We start from the raw sequence: 24,908 nt of genomic DNA on the forward strand, positions 1-24,908 counted from the left end.
CGATACTAGCCCGCAATTGTGGCGTTCAGGAAACACTAACGCACGAAAGATGCAGAATCGGAGATTTTCTGCATTATCAGTGCGTCGAAATACGCCTCCTCCTCGGCCTCAAGCCTCACCGCGCGCGGATAGTTCGGCGTCTTGCGATCAGCAATCACCGTAGCATCGAAACCGTCAGTCTCGCGAACAAAACGTTCGACGCCGGCGCGGCCATACTCGCGCAGAAACCCCTGCAGCACCGCATCGAGGTAAGACTGGATGATTTCGAGACGGACGGAAGCCTGATCCGCTGATGCTTCATAGACGTAGAGCGGACAGCCGGGCGGCAGCTCAGCAGACAATTCCAGATCAGACGGGGTGAGCGATACTCGCTGGTAGCGCTCTTCACGCTGATCGACGGCGGCGAGATTCTCTGACCGATCGACAACAAGCAGACCGTCGATGACGGAGGCAGGGTCGCGCCGCACACTCAGGAGAGCACGGCTGCTTTCGCCATCGCGGCGCACCCACTGGCGGCGCCAGCCCTTAAGCTGCGCCGGGTATGCACCGACAATCTCCGTGCGGTGCGTATCGCGGTTGACGAGCGACCCGTAGCCGAAATAGGCGACCAGATCATTCATGCCGCAGCCCTCACCCATGTCACTCGACCCGTTTGCCCTTCTCGACGCGATATGTCGGCTGATACATCGTAACCAGTTCTTCGGCCGCCGACGGGTGCACCGCCATTGTTCGATCAAAATCATCCTTGGTCAGCCGCGCCTTGAGCGAGATACCCAGAACCTGAGCCATTTCGCCGGCATCCGGCCCCATGACATGAGCGCCAAGCACACGCCGGGTCTCGCTGTCGACAACGAGCTTCATGAGCATCTTCTCCTGCCGCCCGGACAGCGTGTAGCGCATGGGCCGGAAGCTCGCGCGGTAGATTTCCAGTCGGTCGAAGCGCTGCGCGGCCTCGTCCTCGGAAAGCCCCACCGTGCCGATTTCGGGCTGCGAGAACACGGCCGTGGCAATCGTGTCGTGATCGACTTCGGTCGGATTGCCCTTGTATTCGGTCTCGATAAAGCACATAGCCTCATGGATTGCGACCGGCGTGAGCTGCACGCGATTGGTCACATCCCCAAGTGCCCAGATGTTATCGACATTCGTGCGAGAGAAACCGTCGACCGGGATTTCGCCGATCTTGCCGGTCTCCACACCGGCAGCCTCGAGCCCCAGACCTTCGGTGTTCGGAATGCGGCCAATAGCCAGCATGACCTGACCGGCCTCAAGGGTGGCGCCGGACTTGAGATGAACGAGAAGATCACCCTCCCCGCGCTTTTCCACTCTCGTCAGGACGTCCTGGCACAGGATCCTGATGCCCTTGGCCTCCATCGTGGCGTGGAGCTCACGGCGCAGATCCTGATCGAAACGCGACAGGATTTCCTTTCCGCGATAGACCAGCGTGGTGTCGACACCAAGGCCGTGGAAGATATTGGCGAACTCGACGGCAATATAGCCGCCACCCTCAATGACGATAGACGCGGGCAGCGCCTCAAGGTCGAAGGCCTCGTTGGAAAATATGCAATGCTCATGGCCGGGAAGCGCCAGGTGCGGATTGGGACGGCCACCGACAGCGATGATGATCCTGTCGGCCGTCACGCGCTTTCCACCAACATCGAGCGTGTGACGATCCACCAGCGTCGCGCGGGCCTCGAATATCTCGGCGCCGGCATTCTCAAGCCCCTTGCGATAAAGGCCCTCAAGCCTGGCAATCTCACGATCTTTGTTCGTGACGAGAGTTTTCCAGTCGAAGGTGGGCTTGGGCACGGTCCAGCCATAGCCGGCTGCATCCTCGAAATGCTCCGGAAACTGCGAGGCGTATACAAAGAGCTTCTTCGGCACACAGCCGCGAATGACGCAGGTGCCGCCAAAGCGGTATTCTTCGGCAATGGCGACGCGTTTTCCAAGGCCTGCCGCAAGACGCGCAGCGCGCACCCCACCAGAACCGCCGCCAATCACAAAAAGATCGTAGTCGAAATCGCTCATTCTCTGATCCTCGCCCCTTGAATACCGTGAATCCGCCGCGCCCACGCGCTTCTGAAGCTCTGCAGCAACGGGAATGCTGCACCGCCGCACTCACTTAGAAACGCCCGTAGAAGAATAAAAGCCCGGTGCGACGACCGGGCTCTAACTGTTTCGTGATCGAAAGCTTACTGGGCGGTTTCCTCGCCGGCAGCCTCTCCGCTGCCGGTCGCTTCAGTCGCTGCCTGGATCTGCTGCCCGACCATCTGGGCGAGATCGCGCGCGATGCCGCGACGCCAGATTTCACCGGCCTTCAGGACCTCGCGGGTCACAATGGGGCCGTCCTCGATCAGTTTCATGCCCGTCGGGGAGGTGTAGAACTGCGCGATCTCGGTGAGTTCCTGCTCGGAGAAGACGCGGGCATAGGCCTGCGCAGCTTCCCGCTCGAGGTCGACCCGACGGCTTGCCAGCTCAATGGCCTTCTCGTCCACCGTGGCATTGATCAGGGCCACCATATCCGGGTTCTTGCGGATCAGCTCCGACTTGAGCGCCGCAGCGGCCTGTGGCAGCACTCCATCAAAATCGTCGGTCGCGTTGATCGCATCAATCGCGGAGCGCGCCGCGGCGAGATGCGATGAGGAAATCTCCTGCGCGCCGGCAGGAGCGAAAGCGAACGTCATCGCCACGGCTGCAGAAGCTGCAACAAGGCGGATGCGGGTTGCCAGATTCATGTGTTTCTCACTCCATTCTTGTTCATGCGGCCCCGAAGGTTCGCACCTCGCCGTCCCCAGCCACGAAAGCGGTATCGGCAAGGTCGAGAAACAGGCCGTGTTCTACAACACCCGGTATGGCGTTTAACGCATTCGCCAATGCTCTTGGATCGGGAATGCGGCCAAAAGATGCATCGACGATGAGATGTCCACCATCGGTAACGAAGGGCTTTCCATCCCGCTCCCGCACTTTCAGGGGCCCCTCCAGTCCCAGCCCACGCGCCGCCCTTTCAATCGTCCGAACGGTCGCACCGAGGCCAAAGGAGTTGACCTCGATCGGCAGTGGAAAACGGCCAAGTGTTTCGACGAGCTTGGACTTGTCGGCAATCACGATCATACGCCGTGAAGCGGCTGCAACGATCTTTTCGCGCAGCAATGCGCCACCACCGCCCTTGATCAATCCAAGCTGCGGCCCGATTTCGTCGGCACCGTCGATGGTCAGGTCGAGTTCAGGGGTTTCATCCAGTGTGGTGAGCGGAACGCCGAGCTCCCGACACAGCGCAGCCGTACGCTCGGAGGTGGGAACACCGATCACGGTCAGGCCGTCGCCAACACGCTCGGCCAGAACGCGGACGAACTCCTCAGCGGTCGAACCCGTACCGATTCCGAGCCGCATTCCCTCTTCCACCTGATCAAGCGCAGCGCGAGCCGCCTCGATCTTCAATTCACGCATATCCGCCGACATCTCGCCCCCGGTCATATCTCAGCGGTTCCTAACCCGTTTTACCGCTCCCCGCAATGCAGGCTGCGTGCCTGCGCGGGGACAGTGCCCAACTTGCTTCACCCGGCCTTGCGCGGTATCCCAGTGAAATTCAAGCAAGGGGACATCATGTCAGCGCCAATCATCGTTTTCGACCTCGACGGAACGCTTGTCGACACGGCACCGGACCTGCTCGACAGCCTCAATCACTGCCTTGAAACCGTCGATATGGAACCGGTGAAGCATGAGGACGTCAACCGCATCGTCGGTTTTGGCAGCCGTGTGATGATCGAACGGGCCTTCGCACTGCGCAAACGGCATCTGGCCGGCGGCCAGCTCGATGCGCTTCAGGCTGCCTTCCTCGATCACTATACGGCCAACGTTCCCGGGCACTCCAGGCCGTTTCCCGGCGCCGTCGAAACGATCGAACGCTTCCACGCGGCCGGCTACACGGCAGCGGTCTGCACCAACAAACTTGAGGGCATGTCGCTCTCCCTTCTCGAAGCGCTCGGCATCGTCGGACATTTCAGCGCGATCTGCGGCGGCGACACCTTTCCGATGCGCAAACCCGATCCGGGGCATCTCCTGCGCACAATCGCAATGGCGGGTGCGGACCCACAACGAGCCGTAATGGTCGGTGATTCGCGCACGGACATCGACACCGCCAAGGCTGCCGGCATTCCCGTCATCGCGGTCGATTTCGGCTACACCGACCAGCATGTGAGCACGTTCGAGCCGTCACGCGTGATCTCGCGCTTTGACGAATTGACGGTGGAGATGGTGGAAGGCCTGATCGCCGCGACGGCATCCTGAGCACAGGCGCGAAACCGCGCTTGACACCCACCCGCCGCGCCCCTTATATCGCGGCTCGCTTGACGAAGCTTCGTCAGCGGGCGCGTAGCTCAGCGGGAGAGCACACCCTTCACACGGGTGGGGTCGCAGGTTCAATCCCTGCCGCGCCCACCATTGTATTTCTCTTCTTTCTGTTTTCCCTACACACCAGAAACGGCCGGCACTGGTGATGGCGTGCCCGCCTGAACTGTTAAAATTTTACTCTTATCCTATTGTTTTTGCTTACTTCTCTTTCATCAGAATCATTGATCTCTCGTTAGGCAACCCCTTGGAGAGCAATCTGATGAAGGAGACGGGAGATGAAACCCCGCTACGAGATAATCCTTGACCCTTCAGAACTTTGGACCGTTTGGGATAATTTGCTGAACGTACCCGCAATGATCGGCATGACAGTCGTGGCCGGCATCAGCAAGTCTGAAGCGGAAGACGCCTGCTATGTTCTCAACGAGGTGGAAAAGCGGCGCCTTGCGCGGGAGGAGCGCAAGAAGGTCGCCAACTCGTAAGCACATATCTCGTATCAGGTCGCGCGTTGGGGCAGGCTTTCGGCGCTGTCCCCTCGTCCCGCCGGAATCGCAACCGCAATCGAGCTTTGCGGTTGAAGCGCTGGCGATGGTGGACTGCGCCTCCCAATTCCGACCTTTTCAAGACCGGCGGATCATCCTAAGCGAAGGGGACCGAGCCGATTCCGGAGTGAACCCGCATGAACCGCACAGCATCCGCCTTCCTTCTCGTCGCCGTTCTCACCGGATTGCTGGTTGCCCTCGGCTTCGCGCTGCAGATCAAGGGTTATGGATTTGGCAGCCTCGGCAATGAACGGCTCGATGGCCTTGCCAGTGCGGCCACCTTCGTGCCGCTCGCTGCTCTCTATGCGTTTACAGCCATGCTGGTGACCATACTTCCGATCCGGGCAGCAGCAATGGTGCACGCCAATGGGACGACCCCGATCTACCTGACCGCCGTGGTGCTTTTCGCAACGATCGTCGGGATGCAGATCACGCGGATGGCTTTCGGGAATGCGGGAGCGCTCTGGGCACTGGTCGACTGGCAGTTCGTGTTTGCAGCCGGCATCGTCGTGGCCCATTTGTCGCTCGATGCGCTGCGGCGCAACCTGCTTTTGCGCACGCTTGCCTTCATCGGGTTCGCAGCTGCCACCCTCATCTGTCTCTACTGGACATTCCGCTTCTAGGTCCTGACCCCAAGCCTGAGCTTCGAATCGCTCCTACAGGGACAGAGGGGACCACAGGTACAAAACCGTGGAAAGCAGCACAAACCTGTCACGTTTGTCCCGGCTCACCCAAACCTGGCTACCCCGTCTCTACCCATTTTGATGTGGTGGGTGGACCTATGGTCAGGCCCTAAAGCGTCCCAATCGACCGAATTTGCAGGTTTTTTGTTGGCTGTCCTGGCACCACAATTCCTCCCGTCGGATAAGTCCGAACCCCTGTCGTGAAGACTGTTCATGGGTCGCAACGATGATGTGGGCGGTGGGGATTCGCGCCAGGAAGATCGGCACCATCCGACTGAGGGAGGAGTGCACCATCATTCAAACTCCGAACGTTGCTCTGCACTTCGAAAGACGGCCTGCGGGCCGTGAAACAGCAGGACCGTGTAGACACAATATCACCTGAGAGATGAACAGTGATCGTGTCCGCACGGTTCTCATTTTGAGGATGAGGACACGATCATGCCTAAGCAAAACGGATTTGGCGTCTTCTTCCCTGGTTGGCCAGGCAACAAGCAATGGCAGGACCAGGATCAGGACCAGCATCAGCACCAGGGTGAATGGCAGCATCAGGGCCAGGAGCAGAACGCCATCAACACTGCTGAAAATACGGCAGGCAACGATGCTGACAACGCCGCCACCAACGATGCAGACAACACCAGCAATAACTCCAGCGCGAATAGCGCTGCCAACGCGGCGCAGAATGCCGCGAACAATCAGGCTGGCAACACCGCAGACAACGCGGCCACCAATGCGGCCGACAACGCAGCCAGCAACAATGCCCGAAATGCGGCGCAGAACAATGCCGAGAACAACGCAACCAACAACACCGACGTGGCAACCAATGTCGCCACTTCCGTCAACACATCCGTGAATGTCGGTCTCGACGGCTTTATTCCCTCTGACGACGACTTCGCCGACGTGGACATCTATGGTGGTGGATCGGTCGACGAATTGTTCATCAATCGCGACGGTGAGATTTCCTACGATCCGGGCGACGACATGTCGTTTGAGGACATCCTCAACAACTCGCTCAATGGCGGCGGCAACGACAACGCCTTCGTGATCGGACAGGTAAACGACCTAGTCGACAACGACACGCTTGAAAACCCGAACGTCTCCAACGAAGCCGATTTTAACCAGAACGGCAACGCTACCGGCGGTAGCGCTACAGCCGACGACGGCATCGTGGCCGGAGGAGACGGTGGCGAAGGCGGTGGCGATGCCGATGCCGACGGCGGCGATGGCGCACACGGTTATGCCGATGGCGGCTATGCTCGCGGTGGCATGGCTGATGACGCCAAGGCCTATGGCGGCAATGGCAACGGTGCCGCCGGCGGCTCCGGTGGAACTGCGACCGGTACGGGTCTAGGCCTCGGCGGCCTCGGTGTAGGCGTCGGTCTCGGCGGCGACGGCGGCACTGGTGGTGCCGGCGGTGCAGGCGGTGCCGGTGGTGCAGGCGGCCTCGGTGGCTATGGCACCGGCGGCATGGGCGGCACCGGAACCGGCGGTGCCGGTGGTGAAGGCGCAGGCGGCGAAGGCGGCGAAGGCGGTGATGCCGGCGACGGCGGCGACGGCGCAGCAGCCGGTGCAGCAGCAGCAGATGCAGCCGCGGCGGCAGCCGCAGCGCTGGGTGTGGCTGACGCAGCCGCGGCAGCGGATGCCGACGCAGCCGCAGCAGCGGCGGCAGGCGGCGACGGCGGTGCGGCCGGTACCGGCGGTGCCGGCGGAACCGGAACCGGTGCTGCAGGCGGTGAGGGCTCCGGCGGAAATGGCGGAACTGGCACAGGCGGCGACGGCGGCATGGGCGGCATGGGTGGCTTTGGCGGCGCAGCCGATGGCGGTGGCGGCCTTGGCTTCGGCGCAGGTGCCGGTGAAGGCTTCGGCCTCGGTGCAGCGCGTGGCGGCAATGGCGGCAATGGAGGCGACGGCGCAGGCGGTTGGGCTTCTGCAGTCGGCGGTGACGCCGGTGATGCATGGGCCGGACCGGTCTCAGGCGGCAACGGCGGCGCCGGCGGTATGGGCGGCATCGCCACCACAGGCGCAGGCGGCGCAGGCGGCGCAGGCGGCATGTGGGGCTCCAACAATGGCGATGACGGCTATGTGAACGGCATCTCCGAGGCAAGCGCCGATGCACTTGTCGATACGAGCGCCTTCAACCAGCAGATCGTCATGGGCGCCAATGTGCTCGGCAACACCGTGGACACCACGGTTGTCGGCGGCGATCTCAACAGCACGGTCGTCGGCGAAGACGACGCCTGACGGCAGCACAGAGCATTCCGGCGCCCGATCCCCCTGGGCGCCGGAACTGGAGGTTTGCGCAATTCACCCTTCGTCTGACACCCGCAAACCTCCACACCCTTCGAACGGTGCACAGGCGGCGATGATCGACAGGAAGTCGAAGCAAGGTGATGCTTTATGCATATGGATCAAACCACGGAAGCGATCGCCCACTTCATAGGACTGTTCTCCCAGGCGGTTGAGGAAGCCCGGTTGCGGCTCGACTATTCGGATTTCAAGGCGCTTCCGGATGCACCGCTGGAGCAGAACGACCTCCTCAACATCAAAATCAACATCGTCAGCCCCTATTCTCTGGAGGGCTTCAAACCCCGGGTCGATTACACCCCTCCTCCGGTCGACAGGTTCGATGCGCAGGTTTCCGTTGCAATCCGGTACGATCCCATCCCTCTTTATAATGAAGGCCAAGGCGCGCCCGCCGCTACCATTTGGGGAGCTGGAACACCGCCCCTGATGGCGGACGGAGAGGCTTTTGTAGAATACCAGCCCCTTGGCTCGCTCGCGCTCTATCTCAAGCAGCAGGCGCACCTTGAGGACAACGACTATCTCAGCATCGGCGGCCACGGGCTGCATTTCAGCTCCGTCGGCGACACCGATGCGGCGCTTATAGCGCTGATCAAGGCAGCCTCCCCGTTCCAGCCTTTCGGGGATCTTCATGAGCCGGGCTCGGCAGCTGAAATCGGTGACTTCATTCTCCACGCTCCGCACATCGCCGATGCATTCATTGACGCGATCGATGGAAACGACGGCGTCTTCGTTATGCGGGGCGAAAGCATCGAGGGAAAGTTTTTGAATGGCGAAGAAGTCGATGAACTGCCCGCCCTGGACACCTATCTCCCCGAGAAATTCAGCGCGGAGGAAGAAGCAGGCGACGCGGAGACCGACTTTTCCACACATGCAACAATGGATGTCGAGGCAGGAGCGAACCTTCTCGTCAACGAGGCCATCCTCGTCAACGACTGGTATGGAGCACCGGTGCTCGCGATAGCCGGCGACTATGTTCATTTCAACGCGATCAGCCAGTTGAATGTGTGGAGCGACAACGACACGACAAGCGAAGCGCTCAACGGCTGGAAATCATTGACGGAGGCGCCGACCCAGGCGTTCAACACCGCCACCATCCGGACCATCGACAACCCGCCTCCACCGGGTCTGGAAAACGCCAACGGCGAGCCGATCTTCCCCGCACACTGGCAGGTTTCGCGGATTGATGGCGATCTGATGCTGGCCAACTGGATCAAGCAGGTCAGCTTCGTGGAGGACAACGATATCACGGTAATGTCGGCCAGCGGCGGCGGAACGGAAATCGTTCTCGGCAACAACACGGTTATCAATGCCACGTCACTTGCGGCGCTGGGAAACTACTACGACCTGATCATCGTCGGCGGCAACGTCTATCACGCCAACATCATCTGCCAGACGAACATCCTTCTGGACGATGATCTGGTAGGCACGGTCGGCGACTTCCAGACCAGCGGCGCAGCGTCGCTCTCGACGGGCGGAAACCTCCTCTGGAACGAGGCCTCCATCACCCAGTACGGCACCATGTCGTTCGACACGATGCCGCCTTCCTATCTGGAGGCGCTCGAAAAACTGGGCGATGGCCCGGGGGCAGCGCCGCAATCGCTGTTGTCGGGGTCGGATTTCGCCGGTCTGACGACAATCAAGGTGCTCTACATTTCCGGCGACGTGGTCGATCTTCAATATGTCAGCCAGGTCAACGTTCTCGGCGATGCCGACCAGGTCGCGCTGGCAAAAAGCCAGAGTTCCGCACACGCCGACGCCTCCTGGGACATTTCGACAGGCTCCAACGCGCTCATCAACCAGGCGTCGATTGTCGATGGTGGCGTCAATTCCACGACATATACGGGCGGCTCGGTCTATTCGGATGAACTGCTGATCCAGGCTGAACTGATTTCTGACGATACGAACCTTTACACGCAGGGTGCGGACGCACTGGTGAGCGAGGCGGTGGCGTTTCTCAGCGATGATCTCATGGCATCGCCGGAGGGTGACGCAGACCAGAATGCGCCGGATCCCTCCACGCCTGACGGCGGCACGGCCGACGTAATGCAGACGATGCTCGGATAGGACGATCGGGGGGAACGACATGCTGGACAAACCGACCAAGCGCCCGGCGCATGTGAACGACGCATCGTCCTGCGCGCTGGGTATGGAAGACGAAGCCCGCAAAATGCGTATTCTGCGTACCGCCGATGAAGAGATTTCCCGCATATTCCGGGAGGTCGACGCTCGGGCTGCACGGCAGCGGGCCGAAGCCACTGAAGCGGAAACCCGTGACGCCCCCACCCCCGCAGGTCACAGTGAAACAAAACCAGCCGAAGAGGAGCCGGCTGCCTCCCCCGAAGGCGCGGAAGACGCCGCTGAAAAAGCACAGACAGGGCAGCCGGAGACGGCGTCAAAGCAGGACAACCAGAAGCCGGAAGCAAACAGAAGCGATCCGGAGATCACCAGGGTTGACGGAGCAAAAGATCAGTTTCACCGCCGGCTCGGTCCGGCCGACTTTTCCAAAAGCCTCACCGCCGGCCTCGCCGCGGTGCGCAAAAACATGCTGATGGTGCTGCTTTTCACCAATGCGAGCAACATCCTCGTACTCGCCATTCCGGTCTATCTCTTTCAGATTTCCGATCGCGTTCTTACGAGCCGCTCCACGGACACGCTGATCATGCTGACGGTCGTGATCGTGGGCGCTGTGCTGCTGCAGGCGATTTTCGACGCGATACGACGGTTCATCCTGATGCGCACCGCAGTCGAGGTCGCCGCCCAGCTCGGCGCGCCCATTCTGAGCGCGGCAGCACGCGCCTCCCTTCATGGTACCGGGCGCGAGTACCAGACCCTCGGCGACCTCCAGCAATTGCGTTCATTTCTGGTCTCGGGCACGCTGCTCGCATTTCTCGACATACCCTTCGCCCCGATCTTTATCCTGGCGGTGTTTCTCGTCCATCCGCATCTGGGAAGCATTGTGGTGCTGTCGGCACTGCTGCTCACACTGGTCGCATTCATCAACCAGCGCGCCACTGCCGCCCCGTTCGGCGAGGCAAATGTCTACCAGAGCAAGGCCAATCTGCATCTGGACTCCATGGCGCGGAACTCGCAGATCATCAACGCGCTGGCGATGATCCCCGAGGCAGTCAAGATATGGGGTCAGGACACCGCCGGTTCACTGAAGGCACAGGTCAAGGCACAGGACCGGAACATCGTCTCGGCGGCAACCTCCCGCGCCATCCGCCTTCTGACGCAGGTCGCGTTGCTTGGCTGGGGTGCGTATCTCGCCATCCAGGGCTACATCACCGGCGGCATGGTGATCGCTGCCTCCATCATTGCAGGCCGGGCGCTCGCACCGATCGAGGGCTCGATCGAAGGCTGGAACCAGTTCATTCTTTCGCGCGGCGCCTATCGGCGCATCTCGACGCTGCTTCGGTCTTCGCCGCTGAACCTCGAACGTCTTGTCCTGCCCAAGCCCGAAGGGCGGCTCGACGTGGAACGCGTGCTGTATGTTCCGCAGGGAACCAAACGCGTCGTGCTCAATGGCATCAACTTCGCACTACGCCCCGGCGATTCACTTGCCGTGATAGGCAATTCGGGTGCCGGCAAGACAACGCTTGGCAAGATGCTGGTCGGTTCGATCCTGCCCACCTCCGGCAGTGTTCGGCTGGACCTTATGGATCTGCGCAACTGGGACCAGCGCCAGTTCGGTGACAGTATCGGCTATCTACCCCAGGACGTTCAGCTCTTCCCCGGTTCGATCAAGGCCAACATTGCGCGCATGCGCGACGATGTGGACGATCAGGACATCTATCAGGCTGCCATCCTTGCCGACGTGCACGAGATGATCGCAACATTCCCGCAAGGGTACGAAACAATCGTCGCGACCGATGGGTCGCCTCTCTCAGGTGGCCAGAAACAGCGCATCGCCCTCGCCCGCGCCTTCTTCGGCAATCCGCGCATGATTGTGCTCGACGAGCCGAACTCGAACCTCGACAGCGCTGGCGATGCCGCTCTTGCCCGGGCTCTGAAACACGCCAAGCAGAACAGGATCACCGTGATCGTGATCACCCAGCGCCCCTCCCTGCTGCAGCATGTCGACAAGATTCTGCTGATGACAAACGGCACCATTTCGATGTTCGGCCGCCGCGAAGACGTGCTGCGCGCGCTGGCAGCCCACCAGGCCGGACAGTTGCAGAATGGTCCATTCGCCACCCAGCTTCCCTGAAGGCAGGCACCCGATGAGCTCAACAGATATCGCAAAACTCCAGGACATGACGTGGTACGCGGAAGTGCCACGGTCGATCCGCAAGCAGTCCATCGCCGGGATCATACTGCTCATTCTCTGTTTCGGAGGGTTCGGCATCTGGGCGAGTTTCGCACCGCTCGCTGCAGCCGTGATCTCCCAGGGCAGTTTTGTCGCCACTGGTCAAAACAAGATCGTTCAGCATCTGGAAGGGGGCGTCATCAAGGAAATTCTGGTTTCGGAAGGCGACCACATCACAGCCGGCCAGCCCCTGCTCCAGCTTGATGAGACCTCCGCCCTTGCCAATGAACGGCAGCTCTTCCTGCGGCGTGCGCGCCTCCTTGCCATCGTCGCCCGACTGAGTGCCGAGTATCAGGAGAAGGACAGGATCGACTTTCCCGCCGAATTGACGGAGCGGACGGTCGACCCTGAAGTCGCAGAAATTCTCGATAGCCAGAAACTCAACTTCACATCCTCGAAACGCAAGCTGAACAGCGAGATCGAACTCCTGAACAACAACATCGCCGCGCTCGAAATCCGTGGACGCGGCTACGAAGCGCAGCACGAGGCGCTGACGCGCCAGCTCGCCTTCCTTTCGGACGAGTTCTCCGGCAAGCAGAAGCTCTACGAACAGGGGCTCATGCGCAAACCCGAAATTTCCGCGATCAAGCGCGCCATGGCCGAAGCGGAGGGACAAATCGGACGTCTTGCCGCAGAGGTGGACGAAACACAGGCCCAGATCGCTCGGTATCGGCAACAGGCCGACCAGACACTCGCCGCCTATCGTCAGGCGGCGCTCGACGAACTGCAGGCCATCGAAGCGGAACTGGACGCGGTGCGCGAACAGTCACGGACGGCCGAAAACGTGCTGCGCCGCGCCACCATCAACGCGCCTGTCACCGGCACGGTCATACGGCTCTACTACCACACGCCCGGCGGCGTGATCGAAAGTGGCAAGAGCATTGCCGAGATCCTGCCATCCGACGTCCCCCTGATCATCGAAACGCAGATACCGCGTACCAAGATCGACAGTGTCCGCGTGGGCCAGGAGGCAAACGTTCGGCTGACGGCACTCAACCAACGCACAACGCCCGTTCTGACGGGCGAGGTTTTCTATGTTTCAGCCGACGCCCTGCGCGATCAGTCGGCAGCCGACAAGCGCGAGATCTATCTTGCGCGCGTGCGCCTGCCACCGAGCGAACTTGCGCGCGTCCGCGGTTTCCTGCCCACACCGGGCATGCCTGCGGAAGTGCTGATCCAGACTGCTGAACGCACATTCTTCGAATACCTTTCGAAACCGATCATGGACAGTATGAACCGCGCCTTCCGCGAGGACTGAGCCGGTTCTTGCCGGCGTGGACGCCTGAAAAGCGGGGTGATAGCATGTTTTCCATCGAGCCATTCGAGGTGAGTGCTGGCAGTCTTGCGATGAAGGAAGGCAGTTCGCGTTTTCGGGACGTGCTGACGCTGCTGGGGCAGCTCAATTATACGTGGACGAACACGGAGAGCCTCCTTATCCACCTCATCGCCGGGCTGGCGCGCGTTGACATGGAAACGGCGACGGTCATCTTCCTGACCCTCAACACCTCCCGCGCCCGTGTCGATCTGGTCGAGCGCCTCGCAAAGCTCGATCGAACCGATGCGGATATTCGCAAGGACGTGTTGAACGTCACGCGCAGGATGATGAGCGAATCCAGGCTCCGGAACAAATACAATCACTGCATCTATTCCTTTGACGATAGCGGGGAAAACGTCTCAACGCTGCTCATGAGGATTTCCGATTCCGGCGACCGGCTCAAATACGGAAAAGTCGATGCGATCGACGATGCGGAGATCGCCAATATCACCAGTTCAATCAATCGGCTGATTGCCACGAACCGGGAAATCTGGGCGCTGGCGAAAAAGCATGGTTTTCCAGTGTGAACGCCCTGCGCGAAGCATCCCCACGCTCTAACCACATTGGTTTCACGATCAGCCTTATTGATGAATTGGTCGTGGCAGGCGACCAACGCTAGGGTTTCCCAAGATATCCGCGCCCTTCAGGGCACGGGTGAAAGCGGGCCGGAATTCTGAAAATGGCGCTGGATCAGATCAAACAGGGGCTCAAGCAGGCGCGTGGAGCCGCTTTCCTGCCGTTTCAGGCGGCAGCCGGGCGCATGCGGATGGTGGCGCATCGTCCGGTGCGTTTTTCCGGCGTCTACACGACATATGAGGATGCCTTGACCGCTGCAAATCAGCGCGGCCTTGCTGGATATGATCATGACGCGGTGGCCGGCGTGGCGTTCGATCAAATGTGCCGCCTGGTGCCCTGGGATTACCCGGTTCTGTTCTGGCTCAGCCAGATCAGGCAGGATATCCGATCACTGCTCGATGCAGGTGGCCATATGGGCACCAAGTTCCGCGCTTTCCGCACGATCCTGCCCGAAATCGAAACCCTGAAATGGACCGTCTACGACGTGCCGGCCATTGTCAAAGCGGGAGAGAAACGTGCCCGCGACGAGGGCATTGAAAACCTCTCCTTCACAAGCCGGCTGGATGGCCACGGCCCCTGCGACGTGTTTCTCGGATCAGGGCTGCTGCAATATCTCAACGTTCCATTGCCCGATCTTCTCGGCCGTCTCGCCGCGTCACCAAAACACCTGCTTTTGAACAAGGTGGCGTTGCGCAAGGGGAAAACCATCGTCACGCTGGAACGGATCGGGCCGGCTCTGGTCCCTTACCAGATACGCAATGAAGCCTCCTTTCTGGCAGAGCTCGAAGGCATCGGCTACCGCATCGCCGATCGCTGGAACATTCCCTCCCTTTCTCATGTGATAGACACGCATCCCGAATATGGTGCGAGCGAAAGCGCCGGTTTCTACTGCACAAGGCGCTGACCGCCCGTACCGAGGGGTTTTTCGCAGCCACAGTCATGCCGATTGCGCATGTCTGCCCTTCTTCTGAAGTCTCTTTCCTTGGAGCGCATTCTCCTCTACCACGGAGCCGGTTCATTTCGAGGTCGAGAAAGTGCAACCATCGACAATCCGGACGGCCACCTATCCAGCGGCCATTTTCGCTGTCTACGTCGCCGCTTCGATGCTTCTTCCAGCCGCGGTTGATCTCTATTACGGAAATGACGACTGGGAGATTTTCGTCGTCTGCTCGCTGGCCACGGGCGCCATTGCCCTGACCATTGCCGCCGCCACGCGCGCGCCGCTTACCCGTGGCTCGACACGATCGACCTTCCTGGTCGTGGTTCTCTTATGGCTGATGCTGGGATTGGTGGGCGCACTGCCATTTTACACGGCATCGCTGAAACTTGATCTTGCTGAAGCCGTCTTCGAATCGGTTTCCGCCATCACGACCACCGGCTCCACCGTCATTTCGGGACTGGACAACCTGCCGCCCGGGCTGCTGCTGTGGCGCTCCATCCTGCAATGGATCGGCGGGGTTGGCGTTGTCGCGCTTGGCCTCTTCCTGTTGCCGCTACTCAAAGTCGGCGGCTTTTCCTACTTTCGGGTGGAATCCTCGGACATCGAGAACCGACCTTTCGAGCGCTTTATCAGTTTTCTCATTGCGCTTGTCGGCATCTACTGCCTTTTGACCGCACTCTGTGCACTGGCCTATGCGGCCGCAGGCATGAGCAATTTCGATGCCGTCAATCACGCCATGACCACCATCGCGACCGGTGGCTTCTCCACCCACGACGCATCGTTCGGTTATTTCGAAGGCAACGCGGTTTTGTGGGTCGGCACTGTGTTCATGCTCCTCGCCGCCCTGCCCTTCTCGATCCTGGTTCTTTTCTTCGCACGTGGACGCCTCGACGCCCTGCGGGACCCGCAGATAAGACTGTTTCTCGGCTATGTGACTTTGATTGTCACTGTTCTGGCGGTCCAGCGCCGCATCACCACCGGCGATCCGTTTGACGACATTCTCGCGTCTACCGCCTTCAATTTTGCTTCGATCATCACAACGACGGGCTTTGCCAGCGAGGATTACACACTCTGGGGGCCGTTCGCTGTGACCCTGGCCTTCTTCGCCACCTTCCTGGGCGGCTGCTCCGGTTCGACGTCCGGCGGCATCAAGGCTTATCGCTTCCTCATTCTTGGTGCGATGCTGCGCAACGGGCTGCGTCTGCTCATTCATCCGCACTCCGTCCAGGCACTGCGCTATGGCAAGCGCATCGTCGATGAGGAGATGCAGCGATCGGTCGTGCTCTTCATCGTCGGCTTTCTCGCGTCCTGGGTGGTCGCGACGCTTCTCCTGTCGGCGACGGGCCTCGATTTCCTGACGTCGATCACGGGTTCACTCACCGCATTGACCAATGTCGGTCCCGGCCTCGGCACCACGATCGGTCCCGCAGGCAATTTCGTTCCGCTCAGCGACTTTGCAAAATGGGTCCTGTCGGCGACCATGCTGCTCGGCCGGCTCGAAATTCTCGCCGTCGTGGTGCTTCTGGTGCCCACCTTCTGGCGCGACTGATCAAATCCGCAAGCCAATCCGCCGATGGCTGCGGTCTGCGATGGGCACTTCAGCCCATCGGTTCCGTGCAGTGTCAGATGCTCGAGGAGCGCAGATCGGTGGTCTTTTCCAGCGCAGTTTTCAGACGTGCATCACGTCCATAAACGTCGCCGTGATAGGAGATAACGCCATCCGTCTGCGGCCAGGCCGTGAAATAGCCGACATAGACAGGAATATCGCGTTCGATCCTGCGCCGTGTGGGACGGCTGCGATCGCCACTCTCAATGGCACGCGAGACCTCGTCGACCGAAATGTCGAGGACCGCTGCCGCCATGGCCCGCGGATCTGCCAGTCGGACGCAACCGTGGCTGAACGCACGGGTATCGCGCTGGAACAGGCTCTTGGACGGCGTGTCATGCATGTAGATCGCATGCCGATTGGGAAACAGGATTTTCAGTTCCCCAAGCGCGTTGTTGCGCCCAGGCTTCTGGCGCACGCTATAGGGCACGTTGCTTCCATACTGCCCCCAGTTCACGGCAGAAGACGAGACCTGACGCCCCTGGCTGTTCACCACCTCATAGCCGTTGCGATCGAGATAGCTCGGATCGCGCCAGAGTTTCGGCAGCATCTCATTGACGAGGATGGACCGCGGAACGCCCCAATACGGATTGAACTCGACGGTTTCAAGCTTGTCGTAGAAAAAACTGGTCTGGTTGGCATTGCGCCCCACAACCGTGCGCATGGAGATGCGTGGCTTCCCGTTCTCGAAGAAGTCGACAGTAAATGAAGCAGCGTTGATCACCACACGCGTGTCACCCAGTTTCGAGGGATGCCAGCGCAGCCGCTCGAGCGCATAAAGCACCTTTTCGATGCGCGCTGCCTTTGAGACGCCCGCGATTGCCGCCACCGTGCGTGGCCCAATAATGCCGTCCGGCTTGAGCCCGTGGCTCTCCTGCGCCGCCTTGATCACCGGCACCAGCGCGTCGGAATATCTTTCGCTCCCCTCGTGCTCTCTCAAAGCCGCACCATGGGTCTCCATGAAGGCCCCGCTGGCGTCGCGTTCGATGATCTTGAGCAGCTTGGCAAGTTCAGAGCTCTCTCCACCGGGGCGCACAAACGTCTTCGGGTCGACGACAATTTCACGCTCGGCAGCCCCGCGCAAAACCTCCAGTTCCGCGCGAAGTTTGCGATAGACATCGTTGCGCGGATGCAGCCCTTCCAGATAGCGGTCCGCCTCCGGCATATTCGCCATGAAGCCGATGCTCTGCACCAGATCCATCGGTTTTTCGGGGAAATCGTGATAGCCGGAGAGCTTGTTCGGATTGACACGCCCGGCATGTGCATCACGCGCATAACGCAGGGCCCGCGCGGTCAGCGTCATTTCAAAACGGATCAACTCCTTCTGACGCGCCGCTATATCGTCATAGGAAAAGTCGCTACCGGGCACTCCAACCGTGTAGTCGACGTCGGAAAGCCCATGGCTGGAGGCTTCCGCAAGCACCCGCAACACGCGTTTTGCCCGCTCGTTGACCTGATAGCCGGAAACCCAGACGAAATCAGGATATTTCGAATAAAATGCGACGATTGCCGCTGCAATGTCCTTCTCAGCGTATAGCTCTACCCCTTCCAGCATGGGCAGGGCCTCGCGGAACGCAACACCCTCAAGGGCGGGCTGAAATGCGCTGTCGGCTGCTGGAACCGAAATATCGGAAAACTCGACGTGAACGAGCGGCGCAGGTCTGTAACTGTAGTAAGACGGGCCGGAAATCCTGGGTGCCTTTGCCGGCTGCCGCCTGACCGGCGCGGGTTTCACCGTCCGCGGCGGCTCGCTTCGCGCCCGGCTGGTGGCGCGGTTGCCGCCTCCGAACAGCATATCAAATAGATTGTCCGACTGCGCATGGGCCTGCCCCACGCTTCCGGCGAACAGCATTGCTGCCACACAGGTCAGCCCGCTTTTGCGCATGGACTTTAACATCATCGCTCACCCCGCCGAGACCAAGCCTCGTTGCCACAACCACGATATTCTGAATCACAACCAAAATAACAGGTCTCAGCTGCAGGGTCGCGGGGTGATCGATAAAATTATTATGAAATTCACGCTCAATCGCCAATTGGTAAACAATCTTCTAAAGACATGGCGGCGGCAGGTTGCAGGCGCCGCTCTCTGCGTGTCGCGACGAAAGCCGCCACGCGCGCCGCAATACCGGGATCGGCAAGAATCCGGCGATGCCCCAGACCGGGCGCCCAAACCAGCGAAACATGCGTGCCCGCATCGCCCATGGCCCTTGCATCAGATGCAGGAACTTCCTTGTCCTCCGGAGCGTGAACGATCAGGGTCGGCAGTCGCACATCGCGCAGCTGTTCCGCCGCGACGAACGCCTTCAGGGGCGTTCCGGCAATGGCCTCGACCCGGCCTTCGAACGCCTTTTGCGTCTTCGGTCCAAGGCCCATAAAGGCACCGAACTGGGAAAAGAGATCGGGCAGCGCGTTCGGCGAGGCAATGGTCACCAGTCGTCGAACGGAAACCTGCGGGACGCCGGCGACAGAGCCGGCAATCGCATTAAGAGCGACGGCCCCGCCGAAGGAGTGACCCACCATGGCATCAAACGGTCCCAGCCATTGCGCCACGGCGCTCACCGCCGCAACCGCCTTAGGGATATTAAGAATGCGTCCGCCCGAGACGCCATGTCCCGGAAGATCCATGGAAACGACGCGGAAGCCGCGCTGAAGCAATGCCTCAACGACCACGCGCATGTGCTCGGTACGCGAGCGCCAGCCGTGAAGAACAAGAACCGCAGGACCGTCACGACGTGCGCCCCAGTTCATAAACTCATAGGCAACAACCGCGCCATGCGTCGTCGTCAGCGGATGTTTGCGCGCTCGGCGCATGAAGTCTTTCGACTGGGCGAGAACGCGCCTTTCCTTCTCGGTCAGCCGCGTCGGACTGGGTGTTCGGCAAAACAGGCCAAACGCCATACGACCGCCGAGACTTGGCGCGACATGTTCGAGTGTGCCAAAAAGGCTCTTCAGGATGCGCAGGCCGAAACGAGTCATGGTGGAAACCCATATAATGTTCAAGCATGAACAAAGTTAGTTCAATCATGAACAAAATACAAGAACTCCCCTGGGACAATCCGCGTTTTCGCACATGGATCGCCGTGGCGCGCGCGGAGAAAGCCATTGTCCGGGCACTTAGCAAGGCGCTCGAACCGCTCGGCCTCAAGATTGCGCAGCTTGACATGCTGATGAATCTTTATCGCCACCCCGGGCAATCCCAACACGATCTTGCGCGTCGCCTGCTCGTCGGGCGCTCCAACATCACCATGCTGCTGCCGCAACTGGAAACGCAGGGACTGGTGCGCCGTGAAAGCGACGCCAACGACCGGCGAATCTTACGGCTCTACCTGACGCAGGACGGTGAAGAGCGTTTGATGGAAGCGCTCGCCGTCTACACCAGGCTGATCGACCGCGTGATGGCCCAGTCGACGCCGGAGCAATGCGAGGCCATGGGCGAGCAGATGCGCCGCATCAGTGAAGCACTCGCTGAAGATTGAATAGCGGCCTGTTAAGGAGACACAGGCCGCTTCACTGTTCCCCATCCGCTGCCGGAACATTCAGATAGTTGCGTGGCGAAGCCCCCAGCATCCTCTTGAACATCGTCGTGAAGGCGGCCACGCTCTCATAGCCCAGGTCCAGCGCCACGTTGGTTACAGCTTCGCCGCTCGCCAGCCTCGGCAAAGCAGCAAAAAGGCTGGCCTGCTGGCGCCAGAGCGACAGGCTGAGCCCGACCTCCTGCTTGAAACGGCGGGTGAAGGTGCGGCGGCTCATGCCCGCCGAATGCGCCCACTGATCGATCGTCACGCGGCTTTCCGGCGCGTCAAGAAAGGCGCGGCACATGCGTGCGAGCCGCGGATCAGAGGGAAATGGCAGACCCAGCGGCAGCTCCGGCAGACGCGGAATCTCATGCATGATGAGTTCATAGAGCAAGCCGTTGCGGCCCGTCGGTCGGGCAACATGCGGCAAAGGCGCCACCTCCTCCAGAAGGCTGCGCATCAATGGTGTGATGCCGACCACGCGCGGTCTTGCCGGCAACCCTGAAATTGCCTCGGGAAGCACGTAAACCGATTGCATGCGCACATCGGTCATCATTTCGACCGCGTGCTGGATACCCGGTGGAATCCAGATCGCCTGCCCTGCCGGCACCATCCAGTGTCCGAAGCCGGTCTTGACCAGAACCACGCCGCTGCTTGCGTGAAGGAGCTGCCCGCGGCTGTGGCGATGGATAGGCACCTGAACATGTGCCAATTGCGCAATCTCGCCAACAACCAGATCGCCCTCGACCTCCTCAAGCCAGTTGCGTCGCTTTTCGTCGTCGACCGGGCGATCAGTATTGAAAACCACCGTATTGGGGCTGCGCGGAGAATTCATTTGGCCCACTTGCGAAAAAAGTAGACCAAATCACCAAGGCAGGTCATTTGCAAGAGGCGTATAAGCGGCTGCTGTCTTGAGGGCGGCCTCTTCTCATGGAGCATTGACGTGACCGATACCACCGCCAACCGGCCCTCCACGCCGGCAGAACAGACCGCCTTCGCGGTCCTGCTCGCCGTCAGTTTCTGCCACATGCTAAACGACATCATGCAGTCAATGCTCGCGGCCATCTATCCGATGCTGAAGAGCGATTACGGGCTGGATTTCTGGCAGATCGGCCTTCTGACCATGGCGTTCCAGGTGACGGCGTCGCTGCTGCAACCGGCCATCGGGCTGACCACCGACAAGAAACCCATGCCCTACTCCCTGCCCGTCGGCATGGGATCGACCTTTATCGGACTTCTGCTTCTGGCCACGGCGGCCAACTACTCGCTTCTCCTGGTCGGCGCAATGTTCGTGGGCCTGGGCTCGGCGATCTTTCATCCCGAATCCTCGCGCGTTGCCCGCCTCGCCTCGGGTGGTCGATACGGCCTGGCGCAGGCCGTCTTCCAGGTGGGCGGCAATGCCGGCACCGCCATCGGCCCGCTGCTCGCTGCCTTCATCGTCGTACCCCGGGGCCAGGGCAGCGTCGCCTGGTTCTCGCTTGCGGCACTTCTCGGCATGATCGTCCTGTGGCGCGTGAGCGCGTGGTATGCGGAATACCGCCAGCGCACCGCCACACGTGCAGCACCTTCTCCGACCCTCACCCTGCCCCGCGGCAAGATTGCCATGTCTCTGGCAATCCTGGTCTCACTGGTGTTCGCCAAAAATGTCTATATGGCCGGCATTTCAAGCTATTATACGTTCTTCCTGATCGAAAAATTCGGCGTCAGTGTCCAGCAGTCGCAAATCCTGCTGTTCGTTTTCCTAGGCTCGGTTGCCGCCGGCACCGTGCTGGGCGGGCTGATCGGCGATCGTATAGGCTCCAAGACGGTCATCTGGTTCTCCATCCTCGGCGTGCTGCCCTTCACGCTGGCCCTGCCCTATGCGAATTTCTTCTGGACCCCGATTCTTACCGTCGCCATTGGCCTTATCCTTGCATCCGCTTTTCCGCAGATCGTCGTGTTCGCACAGGAGCTGTTGCCGGGCCGCGTGGGTATGGTCGCCGGCATGTTCTTCGGCTTTGCCTTTGGGCTTGGTGGCCTTGGCGCAGCCGTGCTCGGGATTATCGCAGACAGGACCGGGATCGAGTTCGTCTACCAGATCTGTTCCTACCTGCCGCTGCTCGGCCTGTTGACGGTTTTTCTCCCAAACCTCAAGAAGGCAGGCTGAACCCAAATGGAGACACATCGTGAAAGTAAAACGCATTGTCGCCAACATCGCCTCGGATCGGGTCGGAGAAGCGAAAAGTTTCTACGGCGATGTCCTCGGGCTCGACACGCTGATGGATCAGGGCTGGATTGTGACCTATGGTACGCAGGAAAAGACGCGCCTGCAGATGAGCGTCATGTCACAGGGCGGATCGGACACCCCCGTGCCCGACCTTTCCATCGAAGTGGACGACCTCGATGAAGCGCTTGAACGGGTTGAGAAAGCAGGCTTCCCCATCGAATACGGCCCTGCGGAGGAACCGTGGGGCGTGCGGCGCTTCTACACCCGCGATCCCTTCGGAAAGCTGGTCAACATTCTGACCCATCGCTGAGGCGGGTCACCACATCGTCTTCTGGGCGCGATCGGGCCATTCCCGGTCATAGGCCTCACCGTCGATCTCCCTGCGGCTCGTCGCCTGAAGAATCTGTCCGGGCGTCGGCAGATCCTCGGGGTTCGCATGCTTCGCACCGTTCCAGAGATCGGACCGGACAATCGCCCGCGCGCACTGGAAATAGACCTCGTCCACCGAAAGCACGATGACTGAGCGCGGTGCGGCTTCGTCTATGGCAAAGGAGGCACATAGTTCCGGATCAATTGAAAGCCTGGCCCGCCCGTTGACGCGCAGGGTCGTACCCGATCCGGGAATGAGGAAGAGAAAGGCCGCCCGTTCGTCACGAACGATATTGCGCAGCGAATCCGCGCGGTTGTTGCCGCGACGGTCCGGCATCATCAGCGTTTTCTCATCGTGGATACGCACGAAGCCGGGCCTGTCACCGCGCGGCGAGCAATCGATTCCCTCCGGCCCGATGGTGGCAAGCGCCACAAAGGGCGACGCGTCGATCAGTTTTGCATATTCCGGTATCACCCGGTCCGTCACCTTGACCAGCGACGCCTTTCCGGGCGTACCGTAGAGCGCCTCAAGTGCGTCAATCGACGTGATGGTGTACGCGTCCGCCTCAGGTGTCACGGCTCAACCCCTTCTCCTCTAGTTCGTCAAGATATCCCTGCCACCTGGCATCCTTCTGCGTGGCCAGTTCATGCAGATAAACCCAGGTGAAAATACCGCTCTGATGTGCATCGCTGAACACGAGACGCACGGCATAATTGCCCACCGGCTCCGCCCGAGTGATGGTCACATGCCGCTTGCCGGGAACCGTTATACGCTGCTCGGGTGAGTGTCCCTGCACTTCGGCCGAGGGCGAGAGCACCCGCAGCATTTCGGCCGAAAGTTGCACCGGTCCGAGATCCGGGAACAGAACCGTCATCACCGAACGATCCTTGGAAACACGCAGTTCCTTGGGAGGCTTCATCCGTCACCACCTTTCGCCCGTAGACCTATTCAGCTTTGGTCCAAGTGAAAAGCCCTTCCGTGCGATTGCCCCGGCAATTGTACAAATGCTAGCCTGCAGCGCTTGAACAGTGAGCACTATGTGACGACATAGCAGGGTAAGGTCCTGATGAAGAATGCCAGCGAAAGCGAGCCCATGACGCAGAGCACCATGATCGATCCCTTCGGACGTGCCATCGACTATCTGCGCGTTTCGGTGACCGACCGCTGCGACTTCCGTTGCGTCTACTGCATGGCGGAAGACATGACCTTTCTTCCCAAGCGTGACCTGCTCAGCCTTGAGGAACTGGACCGGCTCTGCACCGTCTTTATTGAGAAAGGCGTGCGGCGCCTGCGTCTGACCGGTGGCGAACCACTGGTGCGCAAGAACATCATGCATCTGGTACGCCAACTCTCGCGGCACCTGAAATCCGGTGCGCTCGACGAACTCACGCTCACCAGCAACGGATCGCAGCTCGAACGCTTTGCCGGCGAACTGGCCGATTGCGGTGTGAAGCGCATCAACGTCTCGATCGATACGCTCGATCCGGACAAGTTCCATGCCATCACCCGCTGGGGTCGGCTTGAAAAGGTGATGCGCGGCATTGAGGCTGCGGAGGAAGCCGGACTTAAGATCAAGCTCAACACCGTGGCACTCAAGGGTTTCAACGAAGGCGAGATTCCCGACATGCTGCGCTGGGCGCATGGGCGCGGTATGGACATGACCGTGATCGAGACGATGCCCATGGGCGAGATCGACGCCGACCGGACCGACCAGTATCTTCCGCTGTCCCTCCTTCGCGCTCAACTGGAGCGGCAGTTCACGCTGAAAGACATCCCTTTCAAGACAGGTGGCCCGGCGCGGTATGTGGAAGTCGCTGAAACGGGCGGCAGACTCGGCTTCATCACCCCGATGACGCATAATTTCTGCGAAAGCTGCAACCGCGTCCGCATCACCTGCACCGGCATGCTCTACATGTGCCTCGGCCAGGATGATTCAGCCGATCTGCGCGCCGCCCTCAGAGCTTCGGAAGGCAATGAGCTGCTGGCTGACGCCATCGACAATGCCATCGCCCGCAAGCCCAAGGGGCATGACTTCGTCATCGACCGGCGCACCAGCCGTCCCTCGGTCTCCCGGCACATGAGCGTCACAGGCGGCTAGCGCATTTTGCAGTCAGGTGGAATCACCTGACGTCCGCACAAATGCGGAAAAGCAGTCAGACAGATCGGAGCGGCGTTTCCGTGAAAAGGTGAATCGCTCCAGGACT

The 24,908-nt window shown here is 60.4% G+C and carries 23 protein-coding genes and 1 tRNA gene; 15 read left to right on the plus strand and 9 right to left on the minus strand.

All coding sequences use genetic code 11. The annotated features are described in order from the left end of the window. Window positions 1-35 precede the first annotated feature (35 nt). The 4 genes from AC07E3_RS01200 to rpiA all read right to left on the minus strand — a co-directional run bounded on the left by AC07E3_RS01200 (window position 36) and on the right by rpiA (window position 3,471). Entirely contained in the window at window positions 36-620 is a 585-nt protein-coding gene (locus AC07E3_RS01200) for a gamma-glutamylcyclotransferase family protein (RefSeq protein WP_478360052.1), read from the minus strand. A 19-nt stretch (window positions 621-639) separates the two neighbouring features. Then, window positions 640-2,025 (minus strand): glutathione-disulfide reductase, encoded by a 1,386-nt coding sequence (gene gor, locus AC07E3_RS01205; protein ID WP_478360053.1) that lies wholly within the window; start codon window positions 2,023-2,025, stop codon window positions 640-642. Window positions 2,026-2,189: 164 nt separating this feature from the next. Continuing rightward, the gene (locus tag AC07E3_RS01210) at window positions 2,190-2,732 is read right to left on the minus strand and encodes a DUF2059 domain-containing protein (RefSeq protein ID WP_336068582.1); all 543 of its coding nucleotides are present in this window, start codon (window positions 2,730-2,732) and stop codon (window positions 2,190-2,192) included. A 22-nt stretch (window positions 2,733-2,754) separates the two neighbouring features. Continuing rightward, the gene (gene rpiA / locus AC07E3_RS01215; protein WP_478360054.1) at window positions 2,755-3,471 is read right to left on the minus strand and encodes a ribose-5-phosphate isomerase RpiA; all 717 of its coding nucleotides are present in this window, start codon (window positions 3,469-3,471) and stop codon (window positions 2,755-2,757) included. Window positions 3,472-3,600: 129 nt separating this feature from the next. Here rpiA and AC07E3_RS01220 point away from each other — a divergent pair, with 129 nt between their 5' ends. The 11 genes from AC07E3_RS01220 to AC07E3_RS01270 all read left to right on the plus strand — a co-directional run bounded on the left by AC07E3_RS01220 (window position 3,601) and on the right by AC07E3_RS01270 (window position 16,556). Then, window positions 3,601-4,284 carry an HAD family hydrolase gene (locus AC07E3_RS01220; protein ID WP_336068576.1) on the plus strand — a complete coding sequence of 228 codons (684 nt, stop codon included), beginning with the start codon at window positions 3,601-3,603 and terminating at the stop codon, window positions 4,282-4,284. A gap of 78 nt (window positions 4,285-4,362) precedes the next feature. After that, window positions 4,363-4,437, plus strand: a tRNA-Val gene (locus tag AC07E3_RS01225). A gap of 185 nt (window positions 4,438-4,622) precedes the next feature. Further along, complete coding sequence (locus AC07E3_RS01230) at window positions 4,623-4,826, plus strand: hypothetical protein (RefSeq protein ID WP_478360055.1); 204 nt, start codon at window positions 4,623-4,625, stop codon at window positions 4,824-4,826. A 197-nt stretch (window positions 4,827-5,023) separates the two neighbouring features. After that, window positions 5,024-5,509, plus strand: a complete 486-nt coding sequence (locus AC07E3_RS01235) for a hypothetical protein (protein ID WP_336068571.1) — start codon at window positions 5,024-5,026, stop codon at window positions 5,507-5,509. 498 nt (window positions 5,510-6,007) lie between these two features. Further along, entirely contained in the window at window positions 6,008-7,807 is a 1,800-nt protein-coding gene (locus AC07E3_RS01240; RefSeq protein WP_478360056.1) for a hypothetical protein, read from the plus strand. 156 nt (window positions 7,808-7,963) lie between these two features. Continuing rightward, complete coding sequence (locus AC07E3_RS01245; RefSeq protein WP_478360057.1) at window positions 7,964-9,934, plus strand: type I secretion protein; 1,971 nt, start codon at window positions 7,964-7,966, stop codon at window positions 9,932-9,934. 19 nt (window positions 9,935-9,953) lie between these two features. Next, complete coding sequence (locus AC07E3_RS01250; RefSeq protein ID WP_478360058.1) at window positions 9,954-12,077, plus strand: type I secretion system permease/ATPase; 2,124 nt, start codon at window positions 9,954-9,956, stop codon at window positions 12,075-12,077. Between the two features lie 13 nt (window positions 12,078-12,090). Beyond that, on the plus strand, window positions 12,091-13,434 hold the full coding sequence (locus tag AC07E3_RS01255) for an HlyD family type I secretion periplasmic adaptor subunit (protein ID WP_478360059.1): 1,344 nt from the start codon (window positions 12,091-12,093) through the stop codon (window positions 13,432-13,434). Between the two features lie 44 nt (window positions 13,435-13,478). Then, window positions 13,479-14,018, plus strand: coding sequence for a hypothetical protein (locus AC07E3_RS01260; RefSeq protein WP_418792985.1), 540 nt, complete (start codon window positions 13,479-13,481; stop codon window positions 14,016-14,018). Window positions 14,019-14,170: 152 nt separating this feature from the next. Then, complete coding sequence (locus tag AC07E3_RS01265) at window positions 14,171-14,971, plus strand: methyltransferase, TIGR04325 family (RefSeq protein WP_478360060.1); 801 nt, start codon at window positions 14,171-14,173, stop codon at window positions 14,969-14,971. Between the two features lie 130 nt (window positions 14,972-15,101). Next, window positions 15,102-16,556 carry a TrkH family potassium uptake protein gene (locus AC07E3_RS01270; protein WP_223003966.1) on the plus strand — a complete coding sequence of 485 codons (1,455 nt, stop codon included), beginning with the start codon at window positions 15,102-15,104 and terminating at the stop codon, window positions 16,554-16,556. Between the two features lie 73 nt (window positions 16,557-16,629). On the opposite strand, the gene AC07E3_RS01275 is transcribed toward AC07E3_RS01270, so the two are convergent. Both AC07E3_RS01275 and AC07E3_RS01280 read right to left on the minus strand, forming a co-directional pair. Further along, the gene (locus AC07E3_RS01275) at window positions 16,630-18,513 is read right to left on the minus strand and encodes a L,D-transpeptidase family protein (protein WP_478360061.1); all 1,884 of its coding nucleotides are present in this window, start codon (window positions 18,511-18,513) and stop codon (window positions 16,630-16,632) included. 122 nt (window positions 18,514-18,635) lie between these two features. Continuing rightward, window positions 18,636-19,589 (minus strand): alpha/beta fold hydrolase, encoded by a 954-nt coding sequence (locus AC07E3_RS01280; protein WP_478360062.1) that lies wholly within the window; start codon window positions 19,587-19,589, stop codon window positions 18,636-18,638. 47 nt (window positions 19,590-19,636) lie between these two features. On the opposite strand from AC07E3_RS01280, the gene AC07E3_RS01285 reads away from it, so the two are divergent. Then, window positions 19,637-20,089, plus strand: a complete 453-nt coding sequence (locus AC07E3_RS01285) for a MarR family winged helix-turn-helix transcriptional regulator (RefSeq protein WP_025030722.1) — start codon at window positions 19,637-19,639, stop codon at window positions 20,087-20,089. A gap of 31 nt (window positions 20,090-20,120) precedes the next feature. Here AC07E3_RS01285 and AC07E3_RS01290 read toward each other — a convergent pair whose 3' ends face one another. Next, the gene (locus AC07E3_RS01290) at window positions 20,121-20,963 is read right to left on the minus strand and encodes an AraC family transcriptional regulator (protein ID WP_007010402.1); all 843 of its coding nucleotides are present in this window, start codon (window positions 20,961-20,963) and stop codon (window positions 20,121-20,123) included. Window positions 20,964-21,071: 108 nt separating this feature from the next. Between AC07E3_RS01290 and AC07E3_RS01295 the strand changes: the two genes are divergently transcribed. Continuing rightward, a complete protein-coding gene (locus tag AC07E3_RS01295; RefSeq protein WP_336068549.1) occupies window positions 21,072-22,274 on the plus strand; it encodes an MFS transporter in 1,203 nt (400 codons plus the stop codon). Window positions 22,275-22,293: 19 nt separating this feature from the next. After that, on the plus strand, window positions 22,294-22,644 hold the full coding sequence (locus AC07E3_RS01300) for a VOC family protein (protein ID WP_478360063.1): 351 nt from the start codon (window positions 22,294-22,296) through the stop codon (window positions 22,642-22,644). A gap of 6 nt (window positions 22,645-22,650) precedes the next feature. On the opposite strand, the gene AC07E3_RS01305 is transcribed toward AC07E3_RS01300, so the two are convergent. Beyond that, window positions 22,651-23,280 (minus strand): pyridoxamine 5'-phosphate oxidase family protein, encoded by a 630-nt coding sequence (locus AC07E3_RS01305; RefSeq protein WP_478360064.1) that lies wholly within the window; start codon window positions 23,278-23,280, stop codon window positions 22,651-22,653. Then, a complete protein-coding gene (locus AC07E3_RS01310; RefSeq protein ID WP_336068542.1) occupies window positions 23,270-23,623 on the minus strand; it encodes a gamma-butyrobetaine hydroxylase family protein in 354 nt (117 codons plus the stop codon). The genes AC07E3_RS01305 and AC07E3_RS01310 overlap by 11 nt, the downstream gene beginning before the upstream one ends. Window positions 23,624-23,797: 174 nt before the next feature. On the opposite strand from AC07E3_RS01310, the gene moaA reads away from it, so the two are divergent. After that, window positions 23,798-24,802 carry a GTP 3',8-cyclase MoaA gene (gene moaA / locus AC07E3_RS01315; protein WP_478360132.1) on the plus strand — a complete coding sequence of 335 codons (1,005 nt, stop codon included), beginning with the start codon at window positions 23,798-23,800 and terminating at the stop codon, window positions 24,800-24,802. Window positions 24,803-24,908 lie beyond the last annotated feature (106 nt).

Source organism: Nitratireductor lacus, assembly GCF_056431025.1.